The organism is Streptomyces sp. TRM64462, assembly GCF_013362995.1.
GTDB lineage: Bacteria > Actinomycetota > Actinomycetes > Streptomycetales > Streptomycetaceae > Streptomyces.
Genome location: NZ_JABWDV010000329.1, coordinates 1 through 22250, shown reverse-complemented (window position 1 = coordinate 22250; position 22250 = coordinate 1). Strand labels below are relative to the sequence as shown.

19 protein-coding genes and 1 pseudogene are annotated in these 22250 nt (G+C 71.2%); 9 read left to right on the top strand and 11 right to left on the bottom strand.

The window, feature by feature from the left end; all coding sequences use genetic code 11:
* The first annotated feature begins 9 nt into the window (after positions 1–9).
* The 3 genes from HTZ82_RS16785 (at position 10) to HTZ82_RS16775 (ending at position 3405) form a co-directional block, all read left to right on the top strand.
* Positions 10–1665: an alpha-amylase family glycosyl hydrolase gene (locus HTZ82_RS16785; protein ID WP_175410200.1), complete on the top strand. Its 1656-nt coding sequence runs from the start codon at positions 10–12 to the stop codon at positions 1663–1665.
* Positions 1653–2714, top strand: coding sequence for a LacI family DNA-binding transcriptional regulator (locus HTZ82_RS16780; RefSeq protein ID WP_175410199.1), 1062 nt, complete (start codon positions 1653–1655; stop codon positions 2712–2714). Before HTZ82_RS16785 ends, HTZ82_RS16780 begins: the two co-directional genes overlap by 13 nt.
* Positions 2715–3210: 496 nt before the next feature.
* The gene (locus tag HTZ82_RS16775; RefSeq protein WP_175410198.1) at positions 3211–3405 is read left to right on the top strand and encodes a DUF1272 domain-containing protein; all 195 of its coding nucleotides are present in this window, start codon (positions 3211–3213) and stop codon (positions 3403–3405) included.
* A 124-nt stretch (positions 3406–3529) separates the two neighbouring features.
* On the opposite strand, the gene HTZ82_RS16770 is transcribed toward HTZ82_RS16775, so the two are convergent.
* Genes HTZ82_RS16770 through HTZ82_RS16755 form a run of 4 tightly spaced genes read right to left on the bottom strand, consistent with a single transcriptional unit; the run spans position 3530 to position 5498 of the window.
* Complete coding sequence (locus tag HTZ82_RS16770) at positions 3530–3745, bottom strand: hypothetical protein (protein ID WP_175410197.1); 216 nt, start codon at positions 3743–3745, stop codon at positions 3530–3532.
* The gene (locus HTZ82_RS16765) at positions 3745–4128 is read right to left on the bottom strand and encodes a DUF6415 family natural product biosynthesis protein (protein WP_175410196.1); all 384 of its coding nucleotides are present in this window, start codon (positions 4126–4128) and stop codon (positions 3745–3747) included. Before HTZ82_RS16765 ends, HTZ82_RS16770 begins: the two co-directional genes overlap by 1 nt.
* Positions 4125–5357 carry a methyltransferase domain-containing protein gene (locus HTZ82_RS16760; RefSeq protein WP_309235519.1) on the bottom strand — a complete coding sequence of 411 codons (1233 nt, stop codon included), beginning with the start codon at positions 5355–5357 and terminating at the stop codon, positions 4125–4127. Before HTZ82_RS16760 ends, HTZ82_RS16765 begins: the two co-directional genes overlap by 4 nt.
* On the bottom strand, positions 5358–5498 hold the full coding sequence (locus HTZ82_RS16755) for a hypothetical protein (RefSeq protein WP_175410195.1): 141 nt from the start codon (positions 5496–5498) through the stop codon (positions 5358–5360).
* Between the two features lie 231 nt (positions 5499–5729).
* On the opposite strand from HTZ82_RS16755, the gene HTZ82_RS16750 reads away from it, so the two are divergent.
* Positions 5730–6914 carry a helix-turn-helix domain-containing protein gene (locus HTZ82_RS16750; RefSeq protein ID WP_175410194.1) on the top strand — a complete coding sequence of 395 codons (1185 nt, stop codon included), beginning with the start codon at positions 5730–5732 and terminating at the stop codon, positions 6912–6914.
* Positions 6915–6924: 10 nt separating this feature from the next.
* Positions 6925–7485, top strand: a complete 561-nt coding sequence (gene cyaB / locus HTZ82_RS16745; RefSeq protein ID WP_175410208.1) for a class IV adenylate cyclase — start codon at positions 6925–6927, stop codon at positions 7483–7485.
* Between the two features lie 168 nt (positions 7486–7653).
* Here cyaB and HTZ82_RS16740 read toward each other — a convergent pair whose 3' ends face one another.
* Genes HTZ82_RS16740 through HTZ82_RS16730 form a run of 3 tightly spaced genes read right to left on the bottom strand, consistent with a single transcriptional unit; the run spans position 7654 to position 9535 of the window.
* Positions 7654–8199, bottom strand: a complete 546-nt coding sequence (locus tag HTZ82_RS16740) for an NUDIX domain-containing protein (RefSeq protein ID WP_175410193.1) — start codon at positions 8197–8199, stop codon at positions 7654–7656.
* Between the two features lie 14 nt (positions 8200–8213).
* Positions 8214–9032 (bottom strand): hypothetical protein, encoded by an 819-nt coding sequence (locus HTZ82_RS16735; RefSeq protein ID WP_175410192.1) that lies wholly within the window; start codon positions 9030–9032, stop codon positions 8214–8216.
* A complete protein-coding gene (locus HTZ82_RS16730; protein ID WP_175410191.1) occupies positions 9029–9535 on the bottom strand; it encodes a hypothetical protein in 507 nt (168 codons plus the stop codon). The genes HTZ82_RS16735 and HTZ82_RS16730 overlap by 4 nt, the downstream gene beginning before the upstream one ends.
* A gap of 538 nt (positions 9536–10073) precedes the next feature.
* Here HTZ82_RS16730 and HTZ82_RS16725 point away from each other — a divergent pair.
* From HTZ82_RS16725 to HTZ82_RS16715, 3 genes are all read left to right on the top strand, one after another.
* The gene (locus tag HTZ82_RS16725) at positions 10074–11780 is read left to right on the top strand and encodes a carbohydrate-binding module family 20 domain-containing protein (protein ID WP_175410190.1); all 1707 of its coding nucleotides are present in this window, start codon (positions 10074–10076) and stop codon (positions 11778–11780) included.
* A 79-nt stretch (positions 11781–11859) separates the two neighbouring features.
* On the top strand, positions 11860–17271 hold the full coding sequence (gene pulA, locus HTZ82_RS16720) for a pullulanase-type alpha-1,6-glucosidase (protein WP_217624235.1): 5412 nt from the start codon (positions 11860–11862) through the stop codon (positions 17269–17271).
* Positions 17272–17507: 236 nt separating this feature from the next.
* Positions 17508–17858: a 5-carboxymethyl-2-hydroxymuconate Delta-isomerase gene (locus HTZ82_RS16715; protein WP_175410189.1), complete on the top strand. Its 351-nt coding sequence runs from the start codon at positions 17508–17510 to the stop codon at positions 17856–17858.
* Here the strand turns inward: HTZ82_RS16715 and HTZ82_RS16710 are convergent.
* Entirely contained in the window at positions 17843–18577 is a 735-nt protein-coding gene (locus HTZ82_RS16710; RefSeq protein ID WP_175410188.1) for a TetR/AcrR family transcriptional regulator, read from the bottom strand. The genes HTZ82_RS16715 and HTZ82_RS16710 overlap by 16 nt on opposite strands.
* Positions 18578–18640: 63 nt before the next feature.
* Here HTZ82_RS16710 and HTZ82_RS16705 point away from each other — a divergent pair, with 63 nt between their 5' ends.
* Positions 18641–18961 carry a hypothetical protein gene (locus HTZ82_RS16705; protein WP_175410187.1) on the top strand — a complete coding sequence of 107 codons (321 nt, stop codon included), beginning with the start codon at positions 18641–18643 and terminating at the stop codon, positions 18959–18961.
* A gap of 19 nt (positions 18962–18980) precedes the next feature.
* On the opposite strand, the gene HTZ82_RS16700 is transcribed toward HTZ82_RS16705, so the two are convergent.
* The 3 genes and pseudogenes from HTZ82_RS16700 to HTZ82_RS16690 all read right to left on the bottom strand — a co-directional run.
* The gene (locus HTZ82_RS16700; RefSeq protein ID WP_175410186.1) at positions 18981–20042 is read right to left on the bottom strand and encodes a PDR/VanB family oxidoreductase; all 1062 of its coding nucleotides are present in this window, start codon (positions 20040–20042) and stop codon (positions 18981–18983) included.
* Between the two features lie 3 nt (positions 20043–20045).
* Positions 20046–20930 carry a metal-dependent hydrolase gene (locus HTZ82_RS16695; RefSeq protein WP_175410185.1) on the bottom strand — a complete coding sequence of 295 codons (885 nt, stop codon included), beginning with the start codon at positions 20928–20930 and terminating at the stop codon, positions 20046–20048.
* Positions 20931–21126: 196 nt separating this feature from the next.
* Positions 21127–22250: pseudogene (locus HTZ82_RS16690) on the bottom strand (hypothetical protein); the annotation flags it as partial.

Sequence of the window (22250 nt, the reverse complement as noted above, 5' to 3'; positions counted from 1 at the left end):
AGGGAAGACATGACCCAGCACCTTGCCGCCGCCCCCGCCGCCCCGACCACCGGCACGGACACCGGCTGGTGGAGAGACGCGGTGATCTACCAGGTGTACCCGCGCAGCTTCGCCGACGGCAACGGCGACGGCATGGGCGACCTGGAGGGCATCCGCAGCCGGCTGCCGTACCTGAGGGACCTCGGTGTCGACGCCGTCTGGCTCAGCCCCTTCTACGCATCGCCCCAGGCCGACGCCGGCTACGACGTCGCCGACTACCGCGCCATCGACCCCATGTTCGGCTCCCTGCTGGACGCCGACGCGCTGGTCCGCGAGGCCCACGAGCTGGGGCTCCGCATCATCGTCGACCTGGTCCCCAACCACTCGTCCGACCGGCACGAGTGGTTCCAGCGCGCCCTGAAGGAGGGCCCCGGCTCCCCGCTGCGCGAGCGCTACCACTTCCGCAAGGGGAAGGGTGCTGAGGGCGAACTCCCCCCGAACGACTGGGAGTCCATCTTCGGCGGCCCCGCGTGGACGCGGGTGGAGGACGGCGAGTGGTACCTCCACCTGTTCGCCCCGGAGCAGCCCGACTTCAACTGGGAACACCCCGCCGTACGGGACGAGTTCCGCTCCATCCTGCGCTTCTGGCTCGACATGGGCGTCGACGGCTTCCGCGTCGACGTCGCCCACGGCCTCGTCAAGGCGCCGGGCCTGCCCGACATCGGCGGCCACGAGCAGCTCAAGCTCCTCGGCAACGACGTCATGCCGTTCTTCGACCAGGACGGCGTCCACGAGATCTACCGCAGCTGGCGGCAGGTCCTGGAGGAGTACGACGGTGAGCGCGTCCTCGTCGCCGAGGCGTGGACCCCGACGGTGGAGCGCACCGCCAACTACGTGCGCCCCGACGAGATGCACCAGGCGTTCAACTTCCAGTACCTGGGCACGCACTGGGACGCGGCGGAGCTGCGGAAGGTCATCGACGCGTCGCTCGCGGCGATGCGGCCGGTCGGCGCGCCCACGACGTGGGTGCTGTCCAACCACGACGTGACCCGGCACGCCACCCGGTTCGCCAACCCGGCGGGCCTCGGCACGCAGCTCCGGGAGGCCGGCGACCGCGAGCTGGGCCTGCGCCGTGCCCGGGCGGCGACGCTGCTGATGCTGGCGCTGCCCGGCTCGGCGTACGTCTACCAGGGCGAGGAGCTGGGCCTGCCCGACGTCACGGACCTGCCGGACGAGGTGCGCCAGGACCCGTCGTTCTTCCGCGCCAGCGGCCAGGACGGGTTCCGCGACGGGTGCCGCGTGCCGATCCCGTGGACGGTGGAGGGTACGTCGTACGGCTTCGGCTCCGGCGGCAGCTGGCTCCCGCAGCCGACGACGTGGGGCGCGCTGTCGGTCGAGGCCCAGACCGGGGTGCCCGGCTCGACGCTGGAGCTGTACCGGGCGGCGCTGCGCGTGCGCCGGGAGCAGCCGGGTCTGGGCGCGGGCGAGTCGGTGGAGTGGCTGGCGGCCCCGGAGGGTGTGCTGATGTTCCGCCGCGACGGGTTCGTCTGCACGGCGAACACGACGGGCGAGCCGGTCCGCATCGAGGTCCCGGGCCGCATGCTGCTGGCGAGCGAACAGGTCCGCACGAGCGTGGACGGCACGGCGGAGCTGCCCGCCGACACGACGGTGTGGTGGGCGGTGTGACGGCCCCTGTGCCGCGGGGCGACCTGGTCGCAGGCGCCCCGCGGCTGGCGGACATCGCGGCCCAGGCGGGCGTCAGCGAGGCGACGGTCAGCCGCGTCCTGAACGGCAAGGCGGGCGTCGCGTCGGCGACCCGCCACCGCGTGCTGGCCGCACTGGACCTGCTGGGCTACGAGCGCCCGGTACGGCTGAAGCAGCGCAGCGCGGGCCTGATAGGCCTGGTCATCCCAGAACTGACCAACCCCATCTTCCCGGCGTTCGCCCAGGTCATCGAACAGACCCTGGCCGGCCACGGCTACACGCCGGTGCTGTGCACGCAGATGCCGGGCGGCGCGACGGAGGACGAACTCGTCGAACAGCTGGAAGAGCGAGGCGTCACGGGCATCGTCTTCCTGTCGGGCCTGCACGCGGACACGGCGGCGGACCCGTCCCGCTACGAACGGCTCGCCGCCCGCGGCATCCCCTTCGTCCTGATCAACGGCTTCAACGAGAAGGTGAACGCCCCCTTCGTGTCCCCGGACGACCGGGCGGCGGCGCGCATGGCGGTGAGCCACCTGGTCGACCTGGGCCACGAGCGCATCGGCCTGGCCATCGGCCCCACCCGCTACGTACCGGCCCGCCGCAAGGCGGAGGGCTTCGTCTCGGCCCTGCACGCCCTGCTGGGCGTCGACCGGCAGGAGGCGGAGTCGTCCATCCAGTCGACGCTCTTCGGCGTCGAGGGCGGCCACGCGGCGGCGAGCACGCTCCTGGACCAGGGCTGCACGGGCATCGTGTGCGGCAGCGACCTGATGGCGCTCGGCGCGATCCGCGCGGTCCGCGCGCGGGGCCTGGACGTCCCGTCGGACGTCTCGGTCGTCGGCTTCGACGACTCCCCGCTCATCCCCTTCACGGACCCGCCCCTGACGACGGTCCGCCAGCCGGTCCAGGCCATGGCGACGGCGGCGGTGGACACCCTCCTGGAGGAGATCGCCGGAAACCCGGTCCAGCGCACGGAATACGTCTTCCAGCCGGAACTGGTGGTACGCGGCTCAACGGCGGCGCCTCCGAGGTAACCGCCCGGGGGCGGCCCGCGAGCCCTTCGGCCCCCACCCGCACAGGGCGGGCCCCTGGCGAGCCGCTCCCCGCCGGGGCAGCCGCCGGGGGGGCAGGCCGCGAGGCCTTTCGGCCCCGCCCGCACAGGCCCGCCCGCCCCTCGGGCGAGCCGCCCCGGTCTCCCACCCACCCGCCCCCACCTTGCGCGTGGTGGTCCCTCTGGGCCCCCGCCCTGTTCTGGGCACCCCAGGGCGCGGCCCCCCGTCAACTCCCCACTCGCCCCCGCCGTGCGGTCGGTGGCCCCATGGTGCACCCCCCCGGCACTGGGCACCCCGGGCGGTGCACCCGCACTTCACCCGTGCCCACCCGCCCCGTCCCACAGTTGGTGGCCCCAGGACAACCGTGCCGGTAGGCGTGGCCCGATTCTGAGGATCCTCGTCCCGTCCGTACGTTTCCCGTCGCGGGCGGCTCGCGGAGGATGGGTGCCGTAGACGCGGGAACCACGAGGAGGCGGGCGTGGCGCTGGAGATGCGGGACCGGTGTGAGCGGTGTGAGAAGGCGGCGCTGCCGCCCGACGCGCCCGCGCGGATCTGCTCGTACGAGTGCACGTTCTGCGTGCCGTGCGGTGACGCGATGCAGGGCATCTGCCCCAACTGCGGCGGCGAACTGGTGCCCCGGCCACGCCGGGTGGCGGTTGGTGTGCGGGCGTAGAGGACGTCCGGAGAATCGCGATACGGCTCGCTGTCGGCAGACCGCGGAGTCGATGTTCACGTCCCAGGTGCCCAGGCTCCCCGACTTGCCCGGAGAGTCTGGGCATCCTGGATATGGCGCAGGGTCAGGTCATCGGACGGTCGCGCTGGTCCCGCAGTGGGGGCAACGGGACCATGGTCCATGCGCGGGCGGGCCACGAGTCCTTGGTGTACTCGCCGGCCAGCCGGTACCAGCCGCCCTTGTCGGCGGGCGCGGTGACGACGGCGACCTTCATACGGGCGGTGTCGAAGACGCGGGTGCCGCTGCTGAAATCGTGGCCGAATGGTGATCGGTGGTCCACTACCGCGCCCCCCTCTGGGCGGCGGCATACCGGGCGAGTATCTGCGCCGCCTTGGCGAGGAGCCGGAGGTTGGCGACGGGGTCGTGTACGGGGTCGGCGGCGACAGCGCGGGCGTGGCCCACCGTGCTGAGCGAGATGTCCCGGGCTCGCCCGTCCGCCAGGCCGTGGGCGTAGGTCCCGGCGGCGTCCGCGTAGGCGCGGATGTGGCCGCGCAGCCGCTCCCGAAGCGCGTCGGCATTCTCGCCGGTCGGCCGCAGGGAGGCCAGGCGAAGGGCCAGGTCCACGTCCTGGGCCACCAGCGACAGCGCGACACCGCACCCGGGCGGGGACGTGTCCGTGGGCAGTGGCACTGCTGGGAAGAGGGGAGGGTGAGCCGTGGTCACCAGTGCACCTCCTGTCGGAGATTCCTCTGCCCATGTCGATCCGTCGAGGTGGCTGCCTGCCTGGGGACGGGGTTGCCAGGGGTGTCGAGCCACACCTCGTGGGTCGGCCCGCCCCGCGTGGTCAGGCCGAACCTCGCGAAGCCCGGCTGCCCCTGGTCGTCCCACCAGGTGTAGGCGGCTTCGAGCTCGTTCCAGAGCCTTCTGGGGCCGGCCTGTGCGATCTCGAACTCCGTACGACCCTCCACGAAGTCCGCCGATGCCCAGCTGGTCACGCCGGTGTCGAACAGCCAGAGCCGGTAGGCGCCTTGCTTGCCCCAGTCGACGCGGCAGAAAAGGTCCTGCACCTGCACGCCGATGGCGAACATGCAGATCCAGTCGCCCACGTCGTCCGGTGACAGCGTCGTTGTGGACCTGGTAGCGCCCAGAGGCCACCTCTCCTTGTCCAGGAAGCGTCTGGTCGGCGGCAGGTTCTTGCGCTGTTGGCGCAGACGCATGAACGCTGACGAGCCGATGAAGTGCCCCTGCGCCAGACCGTCTTCGTCAATCACGAGACGGGTGACTGCTTCCCCGCCGTACACCGGTCCCCATGGCGCGACGACGACCGCACCCGGATGTGCCTGCCCGATCCACTGGGACGGGATCTGCCCGACCGAGCACGTTGCGATGATCCTGTCGTACGGAGCCGCCTTGCCGTAGCCGCGTGTGCCATCACCCACGACGACCGTTGGCTTGAAACCGGCACTGGAGAGCCGACCGCGAGCGGCCTCCGCAACGGCATCGTCCACCTCGATAGTGACGACGTTCCGGTCACCGAGCCGATGGCTCAGCAGTGCGGCGTTCCATCCCGTCCCCGTGCCGATCTCCAGCACTCGGTGACCTGGCTGTACGTCCAACGCGGACAGCATCGAGAAGACCATGGTGGGCATCGAGTTCGAACACGACGGGGCTCGTCCCTTGCCCGGTCCCGTGTATGCCCCGTCATCCCACTGAGTCGTGATCGGAGCATCGGTGTAGACGGCCCTCCACCACAGCTCGGGCTCCTCGGAGCGAATGACTCGGTCATCCTGCCGGTTCATGCCCGACCGGCCAGGCCAGATCACATCCGGTACGAACTGGTCCCGCGGCACGGCTTCGAAAGCAGGCAGCCACTCGGGGGCCAGTGCTCCCGATTCCATGAGCCGGGAGGCCAGCCCGTCCGGGCCGACCTCCGCCTTCGCCTCCTCAGCCACTTACTTGCCGTCCGCCGGGCCCTGGCCGTCGTTCGTGTTGCCGCCCTCGTCGGAGCCGCCTCCGCCGTGTTTGTTGCCCGAGTTGCTGTCGTCCTGCGGGTTTCCGCCGCCCGTGGCCCGAAGAATCCACCAACCCTGCATTGCTGTCCTCCTTGGTAGGCAAAGCTGAGCCTGTCCCTGTCGGCTTCCCGAACCCCGAGTTCACGAAGATTCCCAGGGGAACACGGGGCAGAGAGGCTCCGCTACAGGTGATCGCTGTCTGTAACCATTCAACTGCGGCAAACCAAGATCAGTTCACACAAATCTTGCACAACGAGTCCTGGCCAAGGTTCAGTTGGCGATACGCCACCCTTGACGTGGAAGAGTGAGGCCATGGAGAGCAGCCGCAAGCCCACCGCAGGTGAGAACATCGCCGTGCTGCGCAAAGCGCGCGGAATCGGCCAGGCAAAGCTCGCGCGCCGGATGGGGATCACGGTCTCATACCTCAGCAAGATCGAGACCGGGCTCAGGCCCGCCACGCCCACAGCGGTCGCGGCCGCCGCCGAGGCGCTTCATGTCACCACGGCCCGGATCTACGGACAGCCGTTCGCGGATCCGTCCGAGCAGGCCGACCTGCTCAACGAGCTCCGGGGCGCGGTGCGGCGGCACACCTTGCCGAAGGAGGACACGCCCGCGCGAAGTGAGCTGGCCCAGGGGCTTCAGGAGGCCGCTCGGCTACGGGCGGACACCAAGTATCTGGAGCTTCTTCGCATACTGCCGAGGCTCCTCGGCCAGGCGACAGCGACCGCGCTCGACGCCGGTGGGGACGCCGTGGCATGGGGGCAGGTGTCCGATCTGTATGGGTGTGCGTACGCGGTGGCCCACCGCCTGGCCCAGCCGGACCTGGCCGACATGATCGTCTCCCGCCAGCAGTGGGCCGCCCAGCGCACCTGGAACCCGGCCGCCGAGGCCGCAGCGGCGTGGAACGAGGCCGGGACGTACCAGAGTGCCGGGCAGTACGACGACGGCCTGGCCATCGTCGAGCGGGCCATCAGGCACTATGAGCGCTCGCGCTCCGATGGCCCCGAGTCGGTCATTGTGCTGGGCTCGCTCCATCTACGCGGGGTCGTCCTGGCCTCGCGTCACCGGGACAAGGGTGCTACCAAGGCCCACCTGCGGCACGCCAGGGAACTGGCCGGCCGACTGAGGGACGACCAGCTCATGCACAACCTGACATTCGGCGAAGGCAATACCGCCCTATACGAACTCGCTGCCCACATCGAACTGGACCAGCCCAACGAGGCCGTACGGATGGCCACGCCGCTCGTGACCCAGCCTCCCACGGGGCTCAAGCCGAACCGCGTCGGCCGGTTCTACATTGACCTGGCCCGGGCCCGACTTGCCACCAAGGACCTGGACGGGGCTGAGGAAGCCCTGAAGCTGGCCTTCAAGGTGTCGCCGCAGATGGCAGAGATCCACCCCATGAGCCGCGAGGTACTCCGAGTGCTCTTTGTCCTGCACCAGCGCAGCCGCCCTGACCTGATGGCCATGGCCAAGCGCACCGGACTGGCCGCGTAGGGAGCGCATGATGATCGAGGCGGAGCTGAAGGCACGTGTGGCGTCGCCGGAGGAAGTGCTCAAGCGGCTGGACGAGCGGACCGCCGGCCGTACTGAGGTGTACCAGGACACCTACTACGACGACCCGAACAACAGCCTGGAGGCCCGCGACCAGGAGCTTCGGGTGCGTACCGTGCGAGGGCAGGACGGCACCCGGACGGTGCTGACGTTCAAGGACGCCGCGGTGGACGAGGTGTCCGGCTCCAAGCCCGAGCAGGAGACACGCGTCGAGGACGCGGACGCGGTCCACGCGATGCTGCGGGGGCTCGGGTACGTGCCGGTCATCAGCTTCGAGAAGCACTGCCGGAACTACGACTTCGAGGCGCGCGGCCGCCGGATGCTGGCCACGCTCGTGCGCGTCCCCGAGATCGACGGGACGTTCCTCGAAGTGGAGACGCTCGCTGATGCGCGCGATCTCACGACCGCGCTCGACGACGTGCGCTCGGTGCTCGCGGAACTCGGCCTGGGGCCGGAGGCTCTGACACGGGAGCTGTACACCGATGCCGTACGGCGACGAAGGGCCGAGGCGTAGTAGCAGGGGATATTGCCTGCGGCAGCCGCCCGACCTGGGGCCTACGTGACTACGACGCCGATGAGCGACCCCGTGGACGGGTAAGTACCAGAGCGCCCGTCGTGCGACTACGGCGATCAGGCGGAGGTCCCCGACTCGGACATTCAGTAGGGAGGGGCGGGTGCTGCCTCAGCGCGTGGCCTTGTCCAGCAGGAGGCACATGAGGCCGACCAACGACCCGCTGCTGACGATCTCGCGATGGTCGATCATGGACCGGACCTTGGACAGCGGGATCCATTCGACGCGGTCCGACTCGTTCTGCTCCGTCGGCGGGCCGGCGTACGTCGCGGTGTCGGCGCGGAACACGTGGTGCTGGGAGTCCGTGATGCCGTTCGCGGGCTCCGCGTAGATCAGGGGCCGCAGGGGCCCGGGGCGCCAGCCCGTTTCCTCCAGGGCCTCGCGGGCTGCGGCCTCGGCGGGGGATTCACCGTCCTCGACCAGGCCCATCGGCAGTTCCCACGCCCACGTGTCCGTGATGAAGCGGTGCCGCCACAGCATCAGCACTTCCCGGCGGTCGTTGACGACGGCCGCCACGGCCAGGTGCCGGAGGCGGACGACGCTGTAGTCGACGCGGCGCCCGTCCGGCTGCTGTACGTCGACCAGGCTCAGTCTCACCCATGGGTCGGTGTAGACCTGAGCGAAGGCCGCCACCCATCCACGGGTGGCGGCCTTCATCGTTCACCACGAGGTCAGTACGAGTTCAGCGACGGGAAGGAGCAGGAGGCCAGGTCGGTGATCGAGCCGGAGCCTCTGAGGGTCGGTACCGGGTCGTACCAGACCTCGCCGCCGTCGGGCACGGCGCGGGCGATGAAGCGTTCGCCGGAGGTGAAGGAGCCGGAGACGAAGAGGGTGTCCTCGCCCTCGTAGCGTCCGAGCGCGATGCCCTCGACGCGTTCGCCGGAGTTGTCGGGGGCGTAGGCGAGCCGGGCCTGCCAGGTGCTCGTCCGTACGTTGTCCACCCGCCACAGGGCGCCGTCGGCGGTGACGAGCCAGGCGCGGTCGCGGCCGTCGAAGGCGAGGTCGACGGGTTCCTCGGCCATGCCGCTCAGGGTGATGCGCTGGCGTCCGCCGGGGCGCTCGTGCCAGAAGGAGTAGACGTCGGTCCGCCCGCCGGTTTTGGCCAGGAAGTATCCGTAGCCGTCCTTGCGGAAGGCGAAGCCGTCCTTGACGCTGGGGCCGGACAGGTCCCGCCAGTTGTACGGGGTGCCGTGGGGGTTGGTGGAGTAGGTCTTGCTGCCGCTGACGGTGAACCAGTGGACCCCGGTCAGCGGGTTGATCGCGTTGGCGCCGCCGCCGGTCTGCCGGTTGTCGACCGGCTTGCTGTTCCCAGTCAGCTTGTTACGCATGCTCAGGGCGAGGATGTCGCCGGAGTCGAAGTCCCCCTGGCTGCCGGTGACGAAGGCGTACAGCTCGTTCTCGTCGCACCCGGCCGCGTACGCCTGCGGCGCCGGTCCGGCGCATACGGTGGCGGCGGCGAGCAGGGCCGCGCACAGCAGATGGCGCTTCACCGGAACCGCCAGAAGCCGAGGAGGGGGTGGCCGGGTCGCTGCGTGGACGTGGTGACCGTCGGCGGGCCTTCCGGCTTGGCCTGGAGGTAGTACGCCGTGTCGCCGCTGTACGGGAAGAGGATCTCGAACGACTCCTCGCCCACCTGGACGGCGCGGGTGATGAACCGCTGGGGGTCACTGCCCGCCCTTGCGCAGTCGTCGAACCGTGCGGCGCGGGTGAGGCACTGGCCGGTGGCGAAGTTCCGCAGCTCTTCCAGTCCGTTCTCGTCCTGGAGCCACAGTGCCGCCGGGCCCTCGCATCCGCCCAGGACCGGCCTGCTCGCCCCCGGCGCTGCCGCCGTCAGGCAGGCGTTGTACGCCTCGTTCACCAGCCGGAAGGGGCCTTCCGGGAAGGGCGGACGGGCCGACGCCTGCGGCGTCGCCAGCAGTGTGGCGCCCAGCGCCGCGGCGACGAGGGCGGCAGCACGGGTGAGCCATCGCTCACGTGGTCGGTCAGGGGACATGCGGGCCTCCAAGGCTCGGCGCAGGGATGCAGGGATGCAGGGATGCAGGGATGATGACCTACGGTGACGGACTGTAACTCTCCGTGCTGAGGTTTCCCTGTACCGAAACACGCATATCGATGCAGGCCGGAAGGAGGCCCGGGACTTCCCTGATGTCAGGGGCGGCGGGGTCTTCTTCGCGCCCCGGGCCTCCCGGCTGGTGACCGGTCCGGCCGGACGGGCGCGTGGGGTCCGGCGGCTCGGCCGGAACCCTCGACCGGCCGGACCGGAGTCGTTGTTGAACGTAGCACTACTGCAATCTCTTGCGAAAGGGCTTGCAGAGCAACGGGTGTCATGGATTTCCGGGGTGTGACGGGCGTGTGAGCGGAGTGTGTCGTAGGGGTTGACCTGGGGCCACGCGGCTCGTACGGTCACGTCCGAAAACTGTTGCTGCCTTCTTGCAGCAAGAAGCTTCAACCCCACCGGCCTTGCGGGCATGGCGCGTTGCCGTACGAGGCTGCCCCCACTGCATCCGCACCTCCCTTCCCCAGGAGGAAACATGGCCAGAAGAACCGTGGCCGCCGCACTCGCCCTCGTGGCGGGAGCCGCAGTCGGCGTCACGGCGCCCGTCAGTCAGGTGCAGGCCGCCGCGCCCGGCGACAAGGACGTCACCGCCGTGATGTTCGAGTGGAAGTTCGACTCGGTGGCGAAGGCGTGCACCGACACGCTCGGGCCCGCCGGGTACGGGTACGTCCAGGTCTCGCCGCCCCAGGAGCACATACAGGGATCGACGTGGTGGACTTCGTACCAGCCCGTCAGCTACAAGATCGCCGGGCGGCTCGGTGACCGCGCCGCCTTCAAGAGCATGATCGACACCTGTCACGCGGCAGGCGTCAAGGTCGTCGCCGACACCGTCATCAACCACATGGCCGCCGGCGACGGGGTCGGGACCGGTGGGTCGTCGTACACCAAGTACGACTACCCCGGCATCTACTCCGGCGCCGACATGGACGACTGCCGGAGCGAGATCGGCGACAACTACGGCGACCGCGCCACCGTCCAGAACTGCGAGCTCGTCGGACTCGCCGACCTCGACACCGGCGAGGAGTACGTACGCTCCCGCATCGCCGCCTACATGAACGACCTGCTGTCGCTCGGCGTCGACGGCTTCCGCGTCGACGCGGCCAAGCACATGCCCACCGGCGACCTCGCCGACATCAAGTCCCGGCTCACCGACCCGAACGTCTACTGGAAGCAGGAGGCCATCCACGGGGCGGGCGAGGCCGTCGACCCGAGCGAGTACCTCCAGAACGGCGACGTGCAGGAGTTCCGCTACGCCCGCGGCCTGAAGCAGGTGTTCCAGAACGAGAGTCTCGCCTACCTGAAGAACTTCGGCGAGGACTGGGGCTTCATGCCCTCCGGCCAGTCCGGCGTCTTCGTCGACAACCACGACACCGAGCGCCACGGCGACACACTGAACTACAAGAACGGCTCGGCCTACACCCTGGCCGGCGTCTTCATGCTCGCCTGGCCCTACGGCTCCCCGGACGTCCACTCCGGCTACGAGTGGTCCGACAAGGACGCCGGCCCGCCCAACGGCGGCCACGTCAACGCCTGCTACAGCGACGGCTGGAAGTGCCAGCACGACTGGCGCGAGATCAAGTCCATGGTCGCCTTCCGGAACGTGGCCCGCGGTCAGGGTGTCACGGACTGGTGGGACAACGGCAACGACGCCATCGCCTTCGGGCGCGGCGACAAGGCCTTCGTCGCGATCAACCACGAGACCGGGTCGATCAGCCACACCTTCCAGACCTCCCTCGCCGCCGGCACCTACTGCGACGTGCAGAACGGCACCGCCGTCACCGTCGACTCCGCCGGGCGGTTCACCGCCACCCTCGGCGCCGGCACCGCCCTCGCCCTGCACGTCGGCGCCAAGGACTGCGGCGACACCAGCACCCCGCCGCCCAGCAGCACCACCGGCGCCTCCTTCAACGTCGAGGCCACCACCGCCTGGGGCGAGAACATCTACGTCACCGGCAACCAGGCCGAGCTCGGCAACTGGAACACCGACGCCGCCCTGAAGCTCGACCCCGCCGCGTACCCCGTCTGGAAGCTCGACGTGAGCCTGCCCGCGGGGACCGCCTTCGAGTACAAGTACCTCCGCAAGGACGCCGCCGGAAACGTCACCTGGGAGAGCGGCGCCAACCGCGTCGCCACCGTCCCGTCCGACGGCACCGTGGTCCTGAACGACACCTGGCGCACCTGACCCCCGCACCACCCGTGCCCCGCACCCGCCACCGGGTGCGGGGCCTCCTCTCCGTAAGACCCTCAACGAGGAGAACGTCTTGATACGCCCCCGGATACGCCCCCGCCCTCCGCGGCGCAGAACGGCGGCCGCCCTCGCCGCGGCGACCGTCGCCGCGCTCGTCGTCCCGGCCGTCGTCCCCGCGAACGCCGCGCCCCGGCCGCCCGCGCCGCCGTCCGACCGGAAGCTGGCCGCCGAGCCCGCCCGGCACGATCTGACCCGCGAGCAGTTCTACTTCGTCCTGCCGGATCGTTTCGCCAACGGGGACCGCTCCAACGACCGCGGCGGCCTCACCGGCACCCGGCTCGCCCACGGCTACGACCCCACCGACAAGGGCTTCTACCAGGGCGGCGACCTCAAGGGCCTCACGGAGCGGCTCGACTACATCAAGGGCCTCGGCACCACCGCCATCTGGCTCGCCCCGATCTTCAAGAACCAGCCCGTGCAGGGCGAAGGGGATGACGCCTCCGCCGGATACCACGGCTACTGGATCACCGACTTCACCCAGGTCGACCCGCACTTCGGCACCAACGACGACCTCAGGAAGCTCATCGACCGCGCCCACGCCAAGGGCATGAAGGTCTTCTTCGACGTCATCACCAACCACACCGCCGACGTCGTCGACTATGAAGAGAAGACGTACGAGTACCTCTCCAAAGGCGCCTTCCCCTACCTGACCAGGGACGGGCGGCCCTTCGACGACGCCGACTACGCGGACGGTTCCCGGCGCTTCCCGAAGACCGGCCCCGGCTCCTTCCCCCGCACGCCCGTCGTGCCCGACGGCAAGAAGGACCTCAAGGTCCCGGCCTGGCTCAACGACCCGGCCATGTACCACAACCGCGGCGACTCCACCTTCGCCGGCGAGTCCTCCACGCACGGCGACTTCGTCGGCCTGGACGACCTGTGGACCGAGCGTCCCGAGGTCGTCGAGGGGATGGAGAAGATCTACAAGACGTGGGTGCGGGACTTCGGCATCGACGGCTTCCGCATCGACACCGTCAAACACGTCAACACCGAGTTCTGGACCCAGTGGGCCACCGCCCTCGACGCGTACGCGAAGAAGCAGGGCCGCCCGGACTTCTTCATGTTCGGTGAGGTCTACTCCGCCGACACCGCCATCACCTCCCACTACGTACGGGAAGGCCGGCTCGACGCCACGCTCGACTTCCCCTTCCAGGACGCGGCCCGCGGCTTCGCCTCGCAGGGCGGCTCGGCCGCCAGGCTGAAGCAGCTCTTCGCGGATGACTACAAGTACGCCACCGACAAGGCCAACGCCTACGAATCGGTCAACTTCCTCGGCAACCACGACATGGGCCGCTTCGGCACGTTCCTCAAGCAGGACAACGCCGAGGCCGGCGACGCCGAGTTGCTGAAGCGGTACGGGCTCGCCAACGAGCTGATGTTCCTCAGCCGCGGCAACGCCGTCGTGTACTACGGCGACGAGCAGGGCTTCACCGGCGCCGGCGGCGACAAGGACGCCCGCCAGACCCTGTTCGCGTCGCAGACCGCCGACTACCTCGACGACGACCAGCTCGGCACCGACCGCACCCACGCCGCCGACGCGTACGACCCGACGCACCCCCTCTACCGGCAGATCGCCGCGCTCGCGGCGCTCCGCAAGGCCAACCCGGCACTCGCGGACGGCGTCCAGACCGAGCGCCACGCCGACGACGGCCCCGGTGTCTACGCCTTCTCCCGCATCGACGCCAAGACGACGACCGAGTACGTCGTCGCCGTCAACAACGCGCGCGAACCGAGGACGGTCGCGTTCGCCACCGAGTCGGCGGGCATGCCCTTCCGCACGCTGTACGGCGGCTCCGGCACCGTCACGAGCGGCACCGACAAGAAGATCAGCGTCACTGTCCCGGCCCTGTCGTCCCTCGTCCTGAAGGCCGGCAAGCCGCTCGCCGCGCCTGCCGCCAAGCCGTCCGTCGACCTCAAGGCCCCCGCCGCGGGCGCCCACGGCACCGTCGAGGTCACCGCCGACGTCGGCGGCGGACAGCTCAACCGGGTCGTGTTCGCCGCCCAGCAGGGCGACGGGAAGTGGCAGGTACTCGGCTCCGCCGACCACGCCCCGTACAAGGTCAACCACAAGATCACCGCCCCCGCCGGAACGGCCGTGCGGTACAAGGCCGTCGTCGTCGACTCCCACGGCCGTACCGCGAGCGACCTCGCCGCGACGGTCGCCGGCGACGCCCCGCCCGCCGACGTCCCGACCGCGACGCAGCGCGACTACGCGATCGTCCACTACCAGCGCCCCGACGGCGACTACACCGACTGGCGCCTCTACGCCTGGGGCGACATCGCCGACGGCGAGGCCACCGAATGGCCCGAGGGCCACGCCTTCACCGGCCGCGACGCCTACGGCGCCTTCGCGTACGTCAAGCTGAAGCCGGGCGCCTCCAGCGTCGGCTACCTCGTCATCGACAAGGACGGCAACAAGGACGTCGCAGCCGACCGCGCCATCGACCTGTCCAAGACGGGCGAGGTGTGGGTCGAGCAGGGCAAGGAGCAGGCCTCCGACCGGGCGCCCGACGGCGCCTACCCGCCGCAGGACACGACCAAGGCCGTCCTCCACTACCAGCGCGCCGACGGGAACTACGACGGCTGGGGCCTGCACGTCTGGGCGGGCGCCGCACAGCCCACCGACTGGTCCAAGCCCCTCATGCCCGTCCGCACCGACGCGTACGGCGCCGTGTACGAGGTGCCGCTCGCCGAGGGCGCCACGTCCCTCAGCTACATCCTCCACAAGGGCGACGAGAAGGACCTCCCCGCCGACCAGTCCCTGGACCTGAAGGCCACCGGCCACGAGGTGTGGCTGCTGAGCGGCCAGGAGAAGTACCTGCTCCCGCAGCCCAAGGGCGGCGGCGCCGCCCTCGACCTCGCCAAGTCCACGGCCGTCTGGATCGACGAGCACACCGTCGCCTGGAACACCTCCGGCACCGCCGCCTCCAGCCAGCTCGTCCACTCGCCCACCGGGTCACTCGCCGTCAAGGACGGCGCCCTCACCGGCGAGGACCGCGCGTACTGGCTCCGCCTGGACAAGACGGCGCTCACCGACGCGCAGAAGCAGAGGTTCCCGCACCTCGCGCAGTACACCGCGTACACCGTCGACCCACGCGACCGCGACCGCGTCCGCACCGCCCTGCGCGGCCAGATCGTCGCCACCCAGCGCGCCGCCAACGGCGCCCTGCTCACCGCGACCGGCGTGCAGACCGCGGGCGTCCTCGACACCCTGTACGGCGACAAGGCCAAGGCCGAGGCCCTCGGCCCGGTCTTCCGCAAGGGCACGCCCACCCTGTCCGTGTGGGCGCCCACCGCGCAGTCCGTCGCCCTCGAACTCGACGGCCGGACCGTCCGCATGAAGCGGGACGACACCACCGGCGTCTGGTCCGTCAAGGGCAGCAGGAAGTGGACGGGTAAGCCCTACCGGTACGTCGTGAAGGTGTGGGCGCCCAGCGTCCAGAAGATCGTCACCAACAAGGTCACCGACCCGTACTCCACCGCCCTCACCACCGACTCCGCCCGCAGCCTCGTCGTCGACCTCACCGACCCGAAGCTCGCCCCCAAGGGCTGGACCACCCTCAAGAAGCCGGCCGCCGTCCCGCTGCGCGACGCGCAGATCCAGGAACTGCACGTCCGTGACTTCTCCGCGACCGACCCGACCGCGAAGCACCCGGGCGGCTACCTCGCCTTCACCGACCGCGCGTCGGACGGCATGAAGCACCTGACGAAGCTGGCGGACAGCGGCACCTCGTACGTGCACCTGCTCCCGGCGTTCGACATCGGCACCATCCCCGAGAAGAAGTCCGACCAGGCCACGCCCGACTGCGACCTCAAGGCGTACGCGCCCGACTCCGACGCGCAGCAGAAGTGCGTCGCCGCGGCCGCCGCCAAGGACGCCTTCAACTGGGGCTACGACCCCCTGCACTACACCGTGCCCGAGGGCTCGTACGCCTCCGACCCCGAAGGCACCCGCCGCACGGTCGAGTTCCGGCAGATGGTCAAGTCCCTCAACGACACCGGCCTGCGCACCGTCATGGACGTGGTCTACAACCACACCGTCGCGAGCGGCCAGGACGACAAGTCCGTACTCGACCGGATCGTGCCCGGCTATTACCAGCGGCTCCTCGCGGACGGCTCCGTCGCCACCTCCACGTGCTGCGCCAACACGGCACCCGAGAACACCATGATGGGCAAGCTCGTCGTGGACTCGGTCGTCACCTGGGCCAAGGAGTACAAGGTCGACGGCTTCCGCTTCGACCTCATGGGCCACCACCCGAAGGACAACATCCTCGCCGTGCGCAAGGCGCTCGACTCCCTCACCCCGGAGAAGGACGGCGTCGACGGCAAGAAGATCATCCTGTACGGCGAGGGCTGGAACTTCGGCGAGGTCGCCGACGACGCCCGCTTCGTCCAGGCCACGCAGAAGAACATGGCCGGCACCGGCATCGCGACCTTCTCCGACCGCGCCCGTGACGCGGTACGCGGCGGCGGCCCCTTCGACGCCGACCCCGGCGTCCAGGGCTTCGCCTCCGGCCTGTACACCGAGCCCAACGGCTCCGCGGCCAACGGCACCCCGGCCGAGCAGAAGGCCCGCCTCCTGCACTACCAGGACCTGATCAAGGTCGGCCTGACCGGCAACCTGTCCGGCTACACGTTCACCGACACGTCGGGCCGTACGGTCAAGGGCGCGGACGTCGACTACAACGGCCAGCCCGCCGGCTACGCCGCCGCCCCCGGCGAGGCCCTCGCCTACGCGGACGCCCACGACAACGAGACCCTGTACGACGCGCTGGCCTTCAAGCTCCCCGCCGGCACGTCCCCGGACGCCCGGGCCAGGATGCAGGTCGTCGCCATGGCGACCGCCGCGCTCTCCCAGGGCCCCGCCCTGTCGCAGGCCGGCTCGGACCTGCTGCGCTCCAAGTCGCTGGACCGCAACTCGTACGACAGCGGCGACTGGTTCAACGCCCTGCACTGGGACTGCCGCCTCGGCAACGGCTTCGGACGCGGACTGCCGCCCGCCGCCGACAACCAGGACAAGTGGCCGTACGCCAAGCCGCTCCTGTCGAACCCGTCGCTGACGGTCGGCTGCCCCCAGATCGACGGCACGTCCGCCGCGTACCGGGACCTGCTGAAGATCCGTACGACGGAGAAGTCCTTCAGCCTGGCCACGGCGGACCAGGTCCAGTCGGCCCTCTCCTTCCCGCTGTCCGGCAAGGACGAGACCCCGGGCGTGATCACCATGCGCCTCGGTGACCTGGTCGTCGTCTTCAACGCCACACCCGAACGGCAGCAGCAGACCGTGCCCGCCCTGTCCGGCAAGGCGTACGCCCTGCACCCGGTCCAGGCGGCCGGCGCCGACGCCACGGTCAAGGCGTCCGCGTACGAGGCGGCCTCGGGCACCTTCACGGTCCCGGCCCGCACGGTGGCGGTGTTCACGGCCCGCTGAGGCGAATCGGGGGCTCCGCCCCCGAACCCCCGCATTTCAGCCCGTCCGGCGTTTGAGGACGAGCTCCCCCAAGCTCTTCGAGCAGGGGGTACCCCCACAGGCGCAATGCGGGGGTTTGGGGGCGGCGCCCCCAGTTCGGGAAGGGGCGGGGTGGGGAACATCACCCCGGCGGCCGGGGGCGTCCGGCATCCGGGCCGTATTTGTGCGATGCACCGGGACGGGGCGAAGGTAGGGCCATGCCGCAGATCACCGTCGACTACTCCGCCGCCCTCGACGACGCCTTCGACCCGCAGGGCTACGCCAAGGCCCTGCACCCCGTGCTCGTCGAGACCGTCGCCGCCCGCACCGAGGCGTGCAAGACCCGCACCCGCCGCGCCGACGACTTCACCGTCGGCGACGGCACGGGCGCCGACGCCGTCGTCCATGTGGAGATCGCCCTGCTCGCGGGCCGCACCGACGACGCCAAGGCCCGCCTCGGCCAGGCGGCCGCCGATCTCGTACGGGACTTCGTGAAGCCCGTCGACGGGCTGGCCCTGCACATCTCCGCCGAGGTACGGGACCTCGACGCGTCCTACCGCACGGCCTGAGCGGGCACCGCCGGTACGGCGGGCAGCCCCGCCAGCAGCGTCCCGAGCCGCCCGACGAGGTCACCGAACGGCCCGTCGGCCGGCTCGTCCGCGAGGATCCCCGTCACGATGTCCGCCATCTCCACGTCGTACGCCGCGCTCACCGCCGCCAGCGCCGCGAAGTCGTGCACGAGCTGCACCTCCAGCTCGGCGCGCGGCACACGGCGCCCGTCCAGCCAGATCAGCGCCGTCGACTCGGCCAGCGCCACCCACGACCGCACCACCAGGTCCAGCCGCGCCGGCGGCGGGTTCTTCGCGCCCAGGTGGTCGAGGATCTGCTCGTACGCGGCCTGCCGCACCCCGTCGATCATCGACTGCGCGGTCGACGAGCCGACCGAGGGGCCGCCCCGCATCAGCGCCGAGAAACCCGGCCCGTGCTCCTCGACGAAGTCGAAGAACCGCCCCATCACCCGCAGCAGCCGCGCGCCCAGCGGCCCGTCGTGCGGCTCCACGAACAGACCCGCCAGTTCGTCTGCGGCGCGCCGCAGCGCCGCCTCGTACAGGCTCTGCTTGCCGGGAAAGTAGTGGTAGACGAGCGGCCGCGAGATGCCCGCGGCGGCGGCGATCTCGTCGATGGACACCTCGTCGGGGGAGCGGTGGCTGAACAACTCCAGCGCCACCCCGATGAGCTGCTGCCTGCGCTCCTCGACGCCCATCCGTCTGCGCACCCCGGTCGTCATACGACCAGACTAACCGCCGCCCTTCGAACAGCGGCGGGAGCGCCGTCCGTTACGCTCCCGCACATGACCACAGCGGACCAGGAGACCACCCCCGACGCCCCGGAGGCCCCCGATGCCGGGGGCGCCGGCGGCCTCACCCCGCGCCAGGCGCGGCGGCTGCGCATCGCCGTGGCGACGGTCCTGCTGGTCGCCCTGGCGGTCGTCCTGGTGCTGCGGCTCGCCAGCCGTACGTCCGTCCTCGTGGTCGGCGTGTACGGGCTGGCGATGATCCTGTGCGGTGTGGTGATCGAGCTGAGCCGCCACGGCCGCACCCGGCTCGGCACCTGGCTCCTCGGCGGCGGCCTGGTGGCCGCCCTGGCCGCGGACTGGCTCCTGCTCCCGTAAGGCGGTAAGCCGCAGGGCCTCACAGGTCGAGGACCAGCCGCTCGCCCCGGCAGCGCGACACGCAGATCAGCATGGAGTCGTGCCGCTCGTCGTCCGTCAGCAGCTCGTCCCGGTGGTCGATCTCGCCCTCCAGGACGCGCTGTTGGCACGTACCGCAGAAGCCCTGCTCGCACGAGTACGACACGTGCGGCACCTCCGCGCGCACCGCCGCCAGCACCGACTGGCCCTCCGCGACCCGCACCACCGCCCCCGAGCGCCGCAGTTCGACCTCGAACGCGCCGCCACCGCCCTGCGCGGCCGCAGTGAACCGCTCCAGGCGCGGCGCCCGCCCGTCCGGCAGCGCCGCGGCCACCGCGTCCATCAGCCCGTCGGGCCCGCAGCAGTAGACCTCCGTGCCCTCCGGCACGTCTGCCAGGAACCCGAGGTCCGGCAGCCCGTCCGTGTCCTCCGCGACGACCGTCACCCGGCCGCCGTCCGCGCCCAGCTTCTCCAGCTCGTCCAGGAACGGCATGGTCGCGCGCCCGCGCCCGCAGTACAGCAACCGCCAGTCGGCACCGGCCGCGTGGGCCGCGCGCACCATCGGCAGCACGGGCGTGACACCGATGCCGCCCGCGACGAACACGTACGCCGCGGCGTCGACCAGCGGGAAACGGTTGCGGGGGCCCCGGATCTCCACCTCGGTGCCCTCGTGGAGCTGCTCCCGCACCTCCAGGGAGCCGCCCCGCCCGTCCTCCAGGACCCGTGTGGCGATGGTGTACGTGTCCGTGTCGTCCGGGTCGCCGCACAGCGAGTACTGCCGTACGAGGCCCGACGGGAGGACCAGGTCGAGATGGGCGCCCGGCGACCAGGACGGCAGCCCCGTGCCCTCCAGGCGGAGTTGGACGACACCCTCGGCGGGCGCGGTGCGCTCGGTGACCAGGACCCGGCGCGGTGTCGTCGACGAGCGCCGGCCCCGCCCCGACACGGGCTCCTCCAGCGTGGGCATCGGCCACAGCGGCGCCTGCCGGACGCGGCGCGCCACGGCCCGCTTGACGAGGACGGCCGCTCCGGCGGCGAACAGCACGGTACGCAGTCGGGGCATGGCTCAGGCACCTCCCCGTGCGCCGGGCGACGTGGCCAGGTACGCGACGGCCTGCGCCGTACTGCCCTCCTGCGAGGGGTGGTAGGCGCGGCTCAGATAGCGGGGGATGGAGCGCAGCATGTCGGGGGTCGACGGCAGGACGCCCTCCCGGCCCTTGCGCACGAACTGGCCCATGCTCGGCCGCCCGGCGAGCAGCGTCGGGTCGTGCTCCATGAAGAACCGCACGCCGCGCTGCCACAGGAACACCATCGTCGAGAACGCCGTCGCCCAGGTGCGGGCCCGGCGCCGGTAGCCGCCGTCGACGTGCTGGAACAGCTCGAAGGCCACCGACCGGTGCTCGACCTCCTCGGCGCCGTGCCAGCGCAGCAGGTCCAGCATCACGGGGTCGGCGCCGCGCCGGTCCAGCTCCTCGGCGTTGAGCACCCAGTTGCCGAGGAACGCCGTGTAGTGCTCGATGGCCGCGATCAGTGCGACCCGCTCCATGAGCCACCACTGGCGCGCCCGGCCGGGCGGCAGCGTCCGGTCGCCGAGCAGCTTCTCGAAGAACCAGTCGACCTGCGCGGTGTACGGCGTCGGGTCGAGGCCGAGCCGCTTCAGGTGCGGGAGCACGTCGTCATGGGCCTGCGAGTGCACGGCCTCCTGGCCGATGAACCCGATGACGTCCTCGCGCAGCCGGTCGTCCCGGATGTACGGGAGCACCTGCCGGTAGACGTGGATGAACCAGCGCTCGCCCGCGGGCAGCAGCAGGTGCAGCACATTGATGGTGTGGCTGGTGAACGGGTCGCCGGGAACCCAGTGGAGCGGGGTCTCCTCCCAGTCGAAGGAGACCTTCCGGGCCTTCAGCTCGATCCGCTCCGACGCTCTCTCCGCCGGCTGCGTATTAGACATGGCGTCAATGTACTGAGGGGTACGCCGCGGGGACAGGGGCGTGCACCGGGTATTTACGTCAGTGTCAGCAACGCTCCGCGGACGGCACCGCCCGAGGAGCGCCCGCCCGCAGGAGCGCCCGCCCGCAGGAGCGCCCACCCGCAGGGGTGCCCGCCCGCACGGGCGCCCACCCGACGGGCGCCNGGGCGGGCCCGCGTCACCGCAGGGCGTCGATCTTCGTACCGTCCTTGAGCGTGCCGCTCAGCTCCGCCTGGTCGCCCTTCTTCGCCTCGACCGCGAGCAGCCGCCCCTCGGCGCTGCCCTTCACACCGCCCGACGTGGCGAGCGACGCGACCTCCGGGCTCCCGGCCGCCAGCACGTACCACTGCTCGCCCGGGCCCTTCCACAGCACGCCCGCCAGCACCTGCGGCGCCCGCGTCCCGCACGCCGGCGAGTCCTCGGCCTTCGCCGCGACCGCGCCCGGCGCCGCCGGGGCGCGCGCCGCCACGTCCGCCACCGGGGCCTGGAACTGGGCCAGGACGCGCGTTCCGGGGCCGCGCCAGGTCTCCGCGCGCGTGCACAGCCAGGACGCCGTGCCCGTCCCCGTACCCGGCAGGTCCTGCTGCGCGAACCGCCACGAGTTCACGGACCGCACGCCGATCGCCCGCATCGACGGCAGCAGACACGCCGTACGCGACCACTCCGCCCGCGCGGTGCCGTCCGTGACGTCGACCGGGGCCGTGGGCGCGCCGGACGTGAGCCGGACCGGCGTCAGCTCGCCCAGGTCGGTGAGCATCCGGGTCGCCACACCGTCCCGCACCTCCAGGACGTCCCAGGAACGGCAGTCGCTCGCCGCCGCCGGGCTCTGCATCGGCGCGGTCACGCCGTGCGCGTCACGCGCCAGCGGCCGCGTCCCGCCGTCGGGCAGCAGCAGGTCCCGCACCCGTACGTCCTTCACCCAGGGCGCCGTCAGATACCGCACGTTCGCGTGCGTGCGGCCCACCACCAGGGCCGCGGACGCCGCCGTGTCCGCGCCGTCCGTACGGGCGAAGTCCAGGGCCGCCACGTCCGTGCCGTCCTTCGGCTCCGCGTACCGCACCGCCCGCAGCCCGTCGTGGAACAGCACGACGCGGGCGTTGTCCACCTCGCCCGCGAACAGCAGCTGCGCCGGTCCCGCCGGCGGCCCCGGCATCGTCCCGGGCGTCGCCGACGCCTGCACCTTCGCCCCGGGCCGCGCCCACACCGCGAGCGCCCGCCGCAGCAGCGCCTCGTCCTCGACGAGGTCGCCCCTGGCGGGCCACACCGAGAAGTCCGTACGCGCCGAGTGCTGCCACGCCGCCG

Coding starts and splice junctions, on each gene's coding strand:
- HTZ82_RS16785 (WP_175410200.1), top strand. CDS start 10: ATGACCCAGCACCTTGCCGCCGCCCCCGCCGCCCCGACCACCGGCACG.
- HTZ82_RS16755 (WP_175410195.1), bottom strand. CDS start 5,498: ATGCAGGGTTGGTGGATTCTTCGGGCCACGGGCGGCGGAAACCCGCAG.
- HTZ82_RS16750 (WP_175410194.1), top strand. CDS start 5,730: ATGGAGAGCAGCCGCAAGCCCACCGCAGGTGAGAACATCGCCGTGCTG.
- cyaB (WP_175410208.1), top strand. CDS start 6,925: ATGATCGAGGCGGAGCTGAAGGCACGTGTGGCGTCGCCGGAGGAAGTG.
- HTZ82_RS16740 (WP_175410193.1), bottom strand. CDS start 8,199: ATGAAGGCCGCCACCCGTGGATGGGTGGCGGCCTTCGCTCAGGTCTAC.
- HTZ82_RS16730 (WP_175410191.1), bottom strand. CDS start 9,535: ATGTCCCCTGACCGACCACGTGAGCGATGGCTCACCCGTGCTGCCGCC.
- HTZ82_RS16725 (WP_175410190.1), top strand. CDS start 10,074: ATGGCCAGAAGAACCGTGGCCGCCGCACTCGCCCTCGTGGCGGGAGCC.
- HTZ82_RS16715 (WP_175410189.1), top strand. CDS start 17,508: ATGCCGCAGATCACCGTCGACTACTCCGCCGCCCTCGACGACGCCTTC.
- HTZ82_RS16710 (WP_175410188.1), bottom strand. CDS start 18,577: ATGACGACCGGGGTGCGCAGACGGATGGGCGTCGAGGAGCGCAGGCAG.
- HTZ82_RS16705 (WP_175410187.1), top strand. CDS start 18,641: ATGACCACAGCGGACCAGGAGACCACCCCCGACGCCCCGGAGGCCCCC.
- HTZ82_RS16700 (WP_175410186.1), bottom strand. CDS start 20,042: ATGCCCCGACTGCGTACCGTGCTGTTCGCCGCCGGAGCGGCCGTCCTC.
- HTZ82_RS16695 (WP_175410185.1), bottom strand. CDS start 20,930: ATGTCTAATACGCAGCCGGCGGAGAGAGCGTCGGAGCGGATCGAGCTG.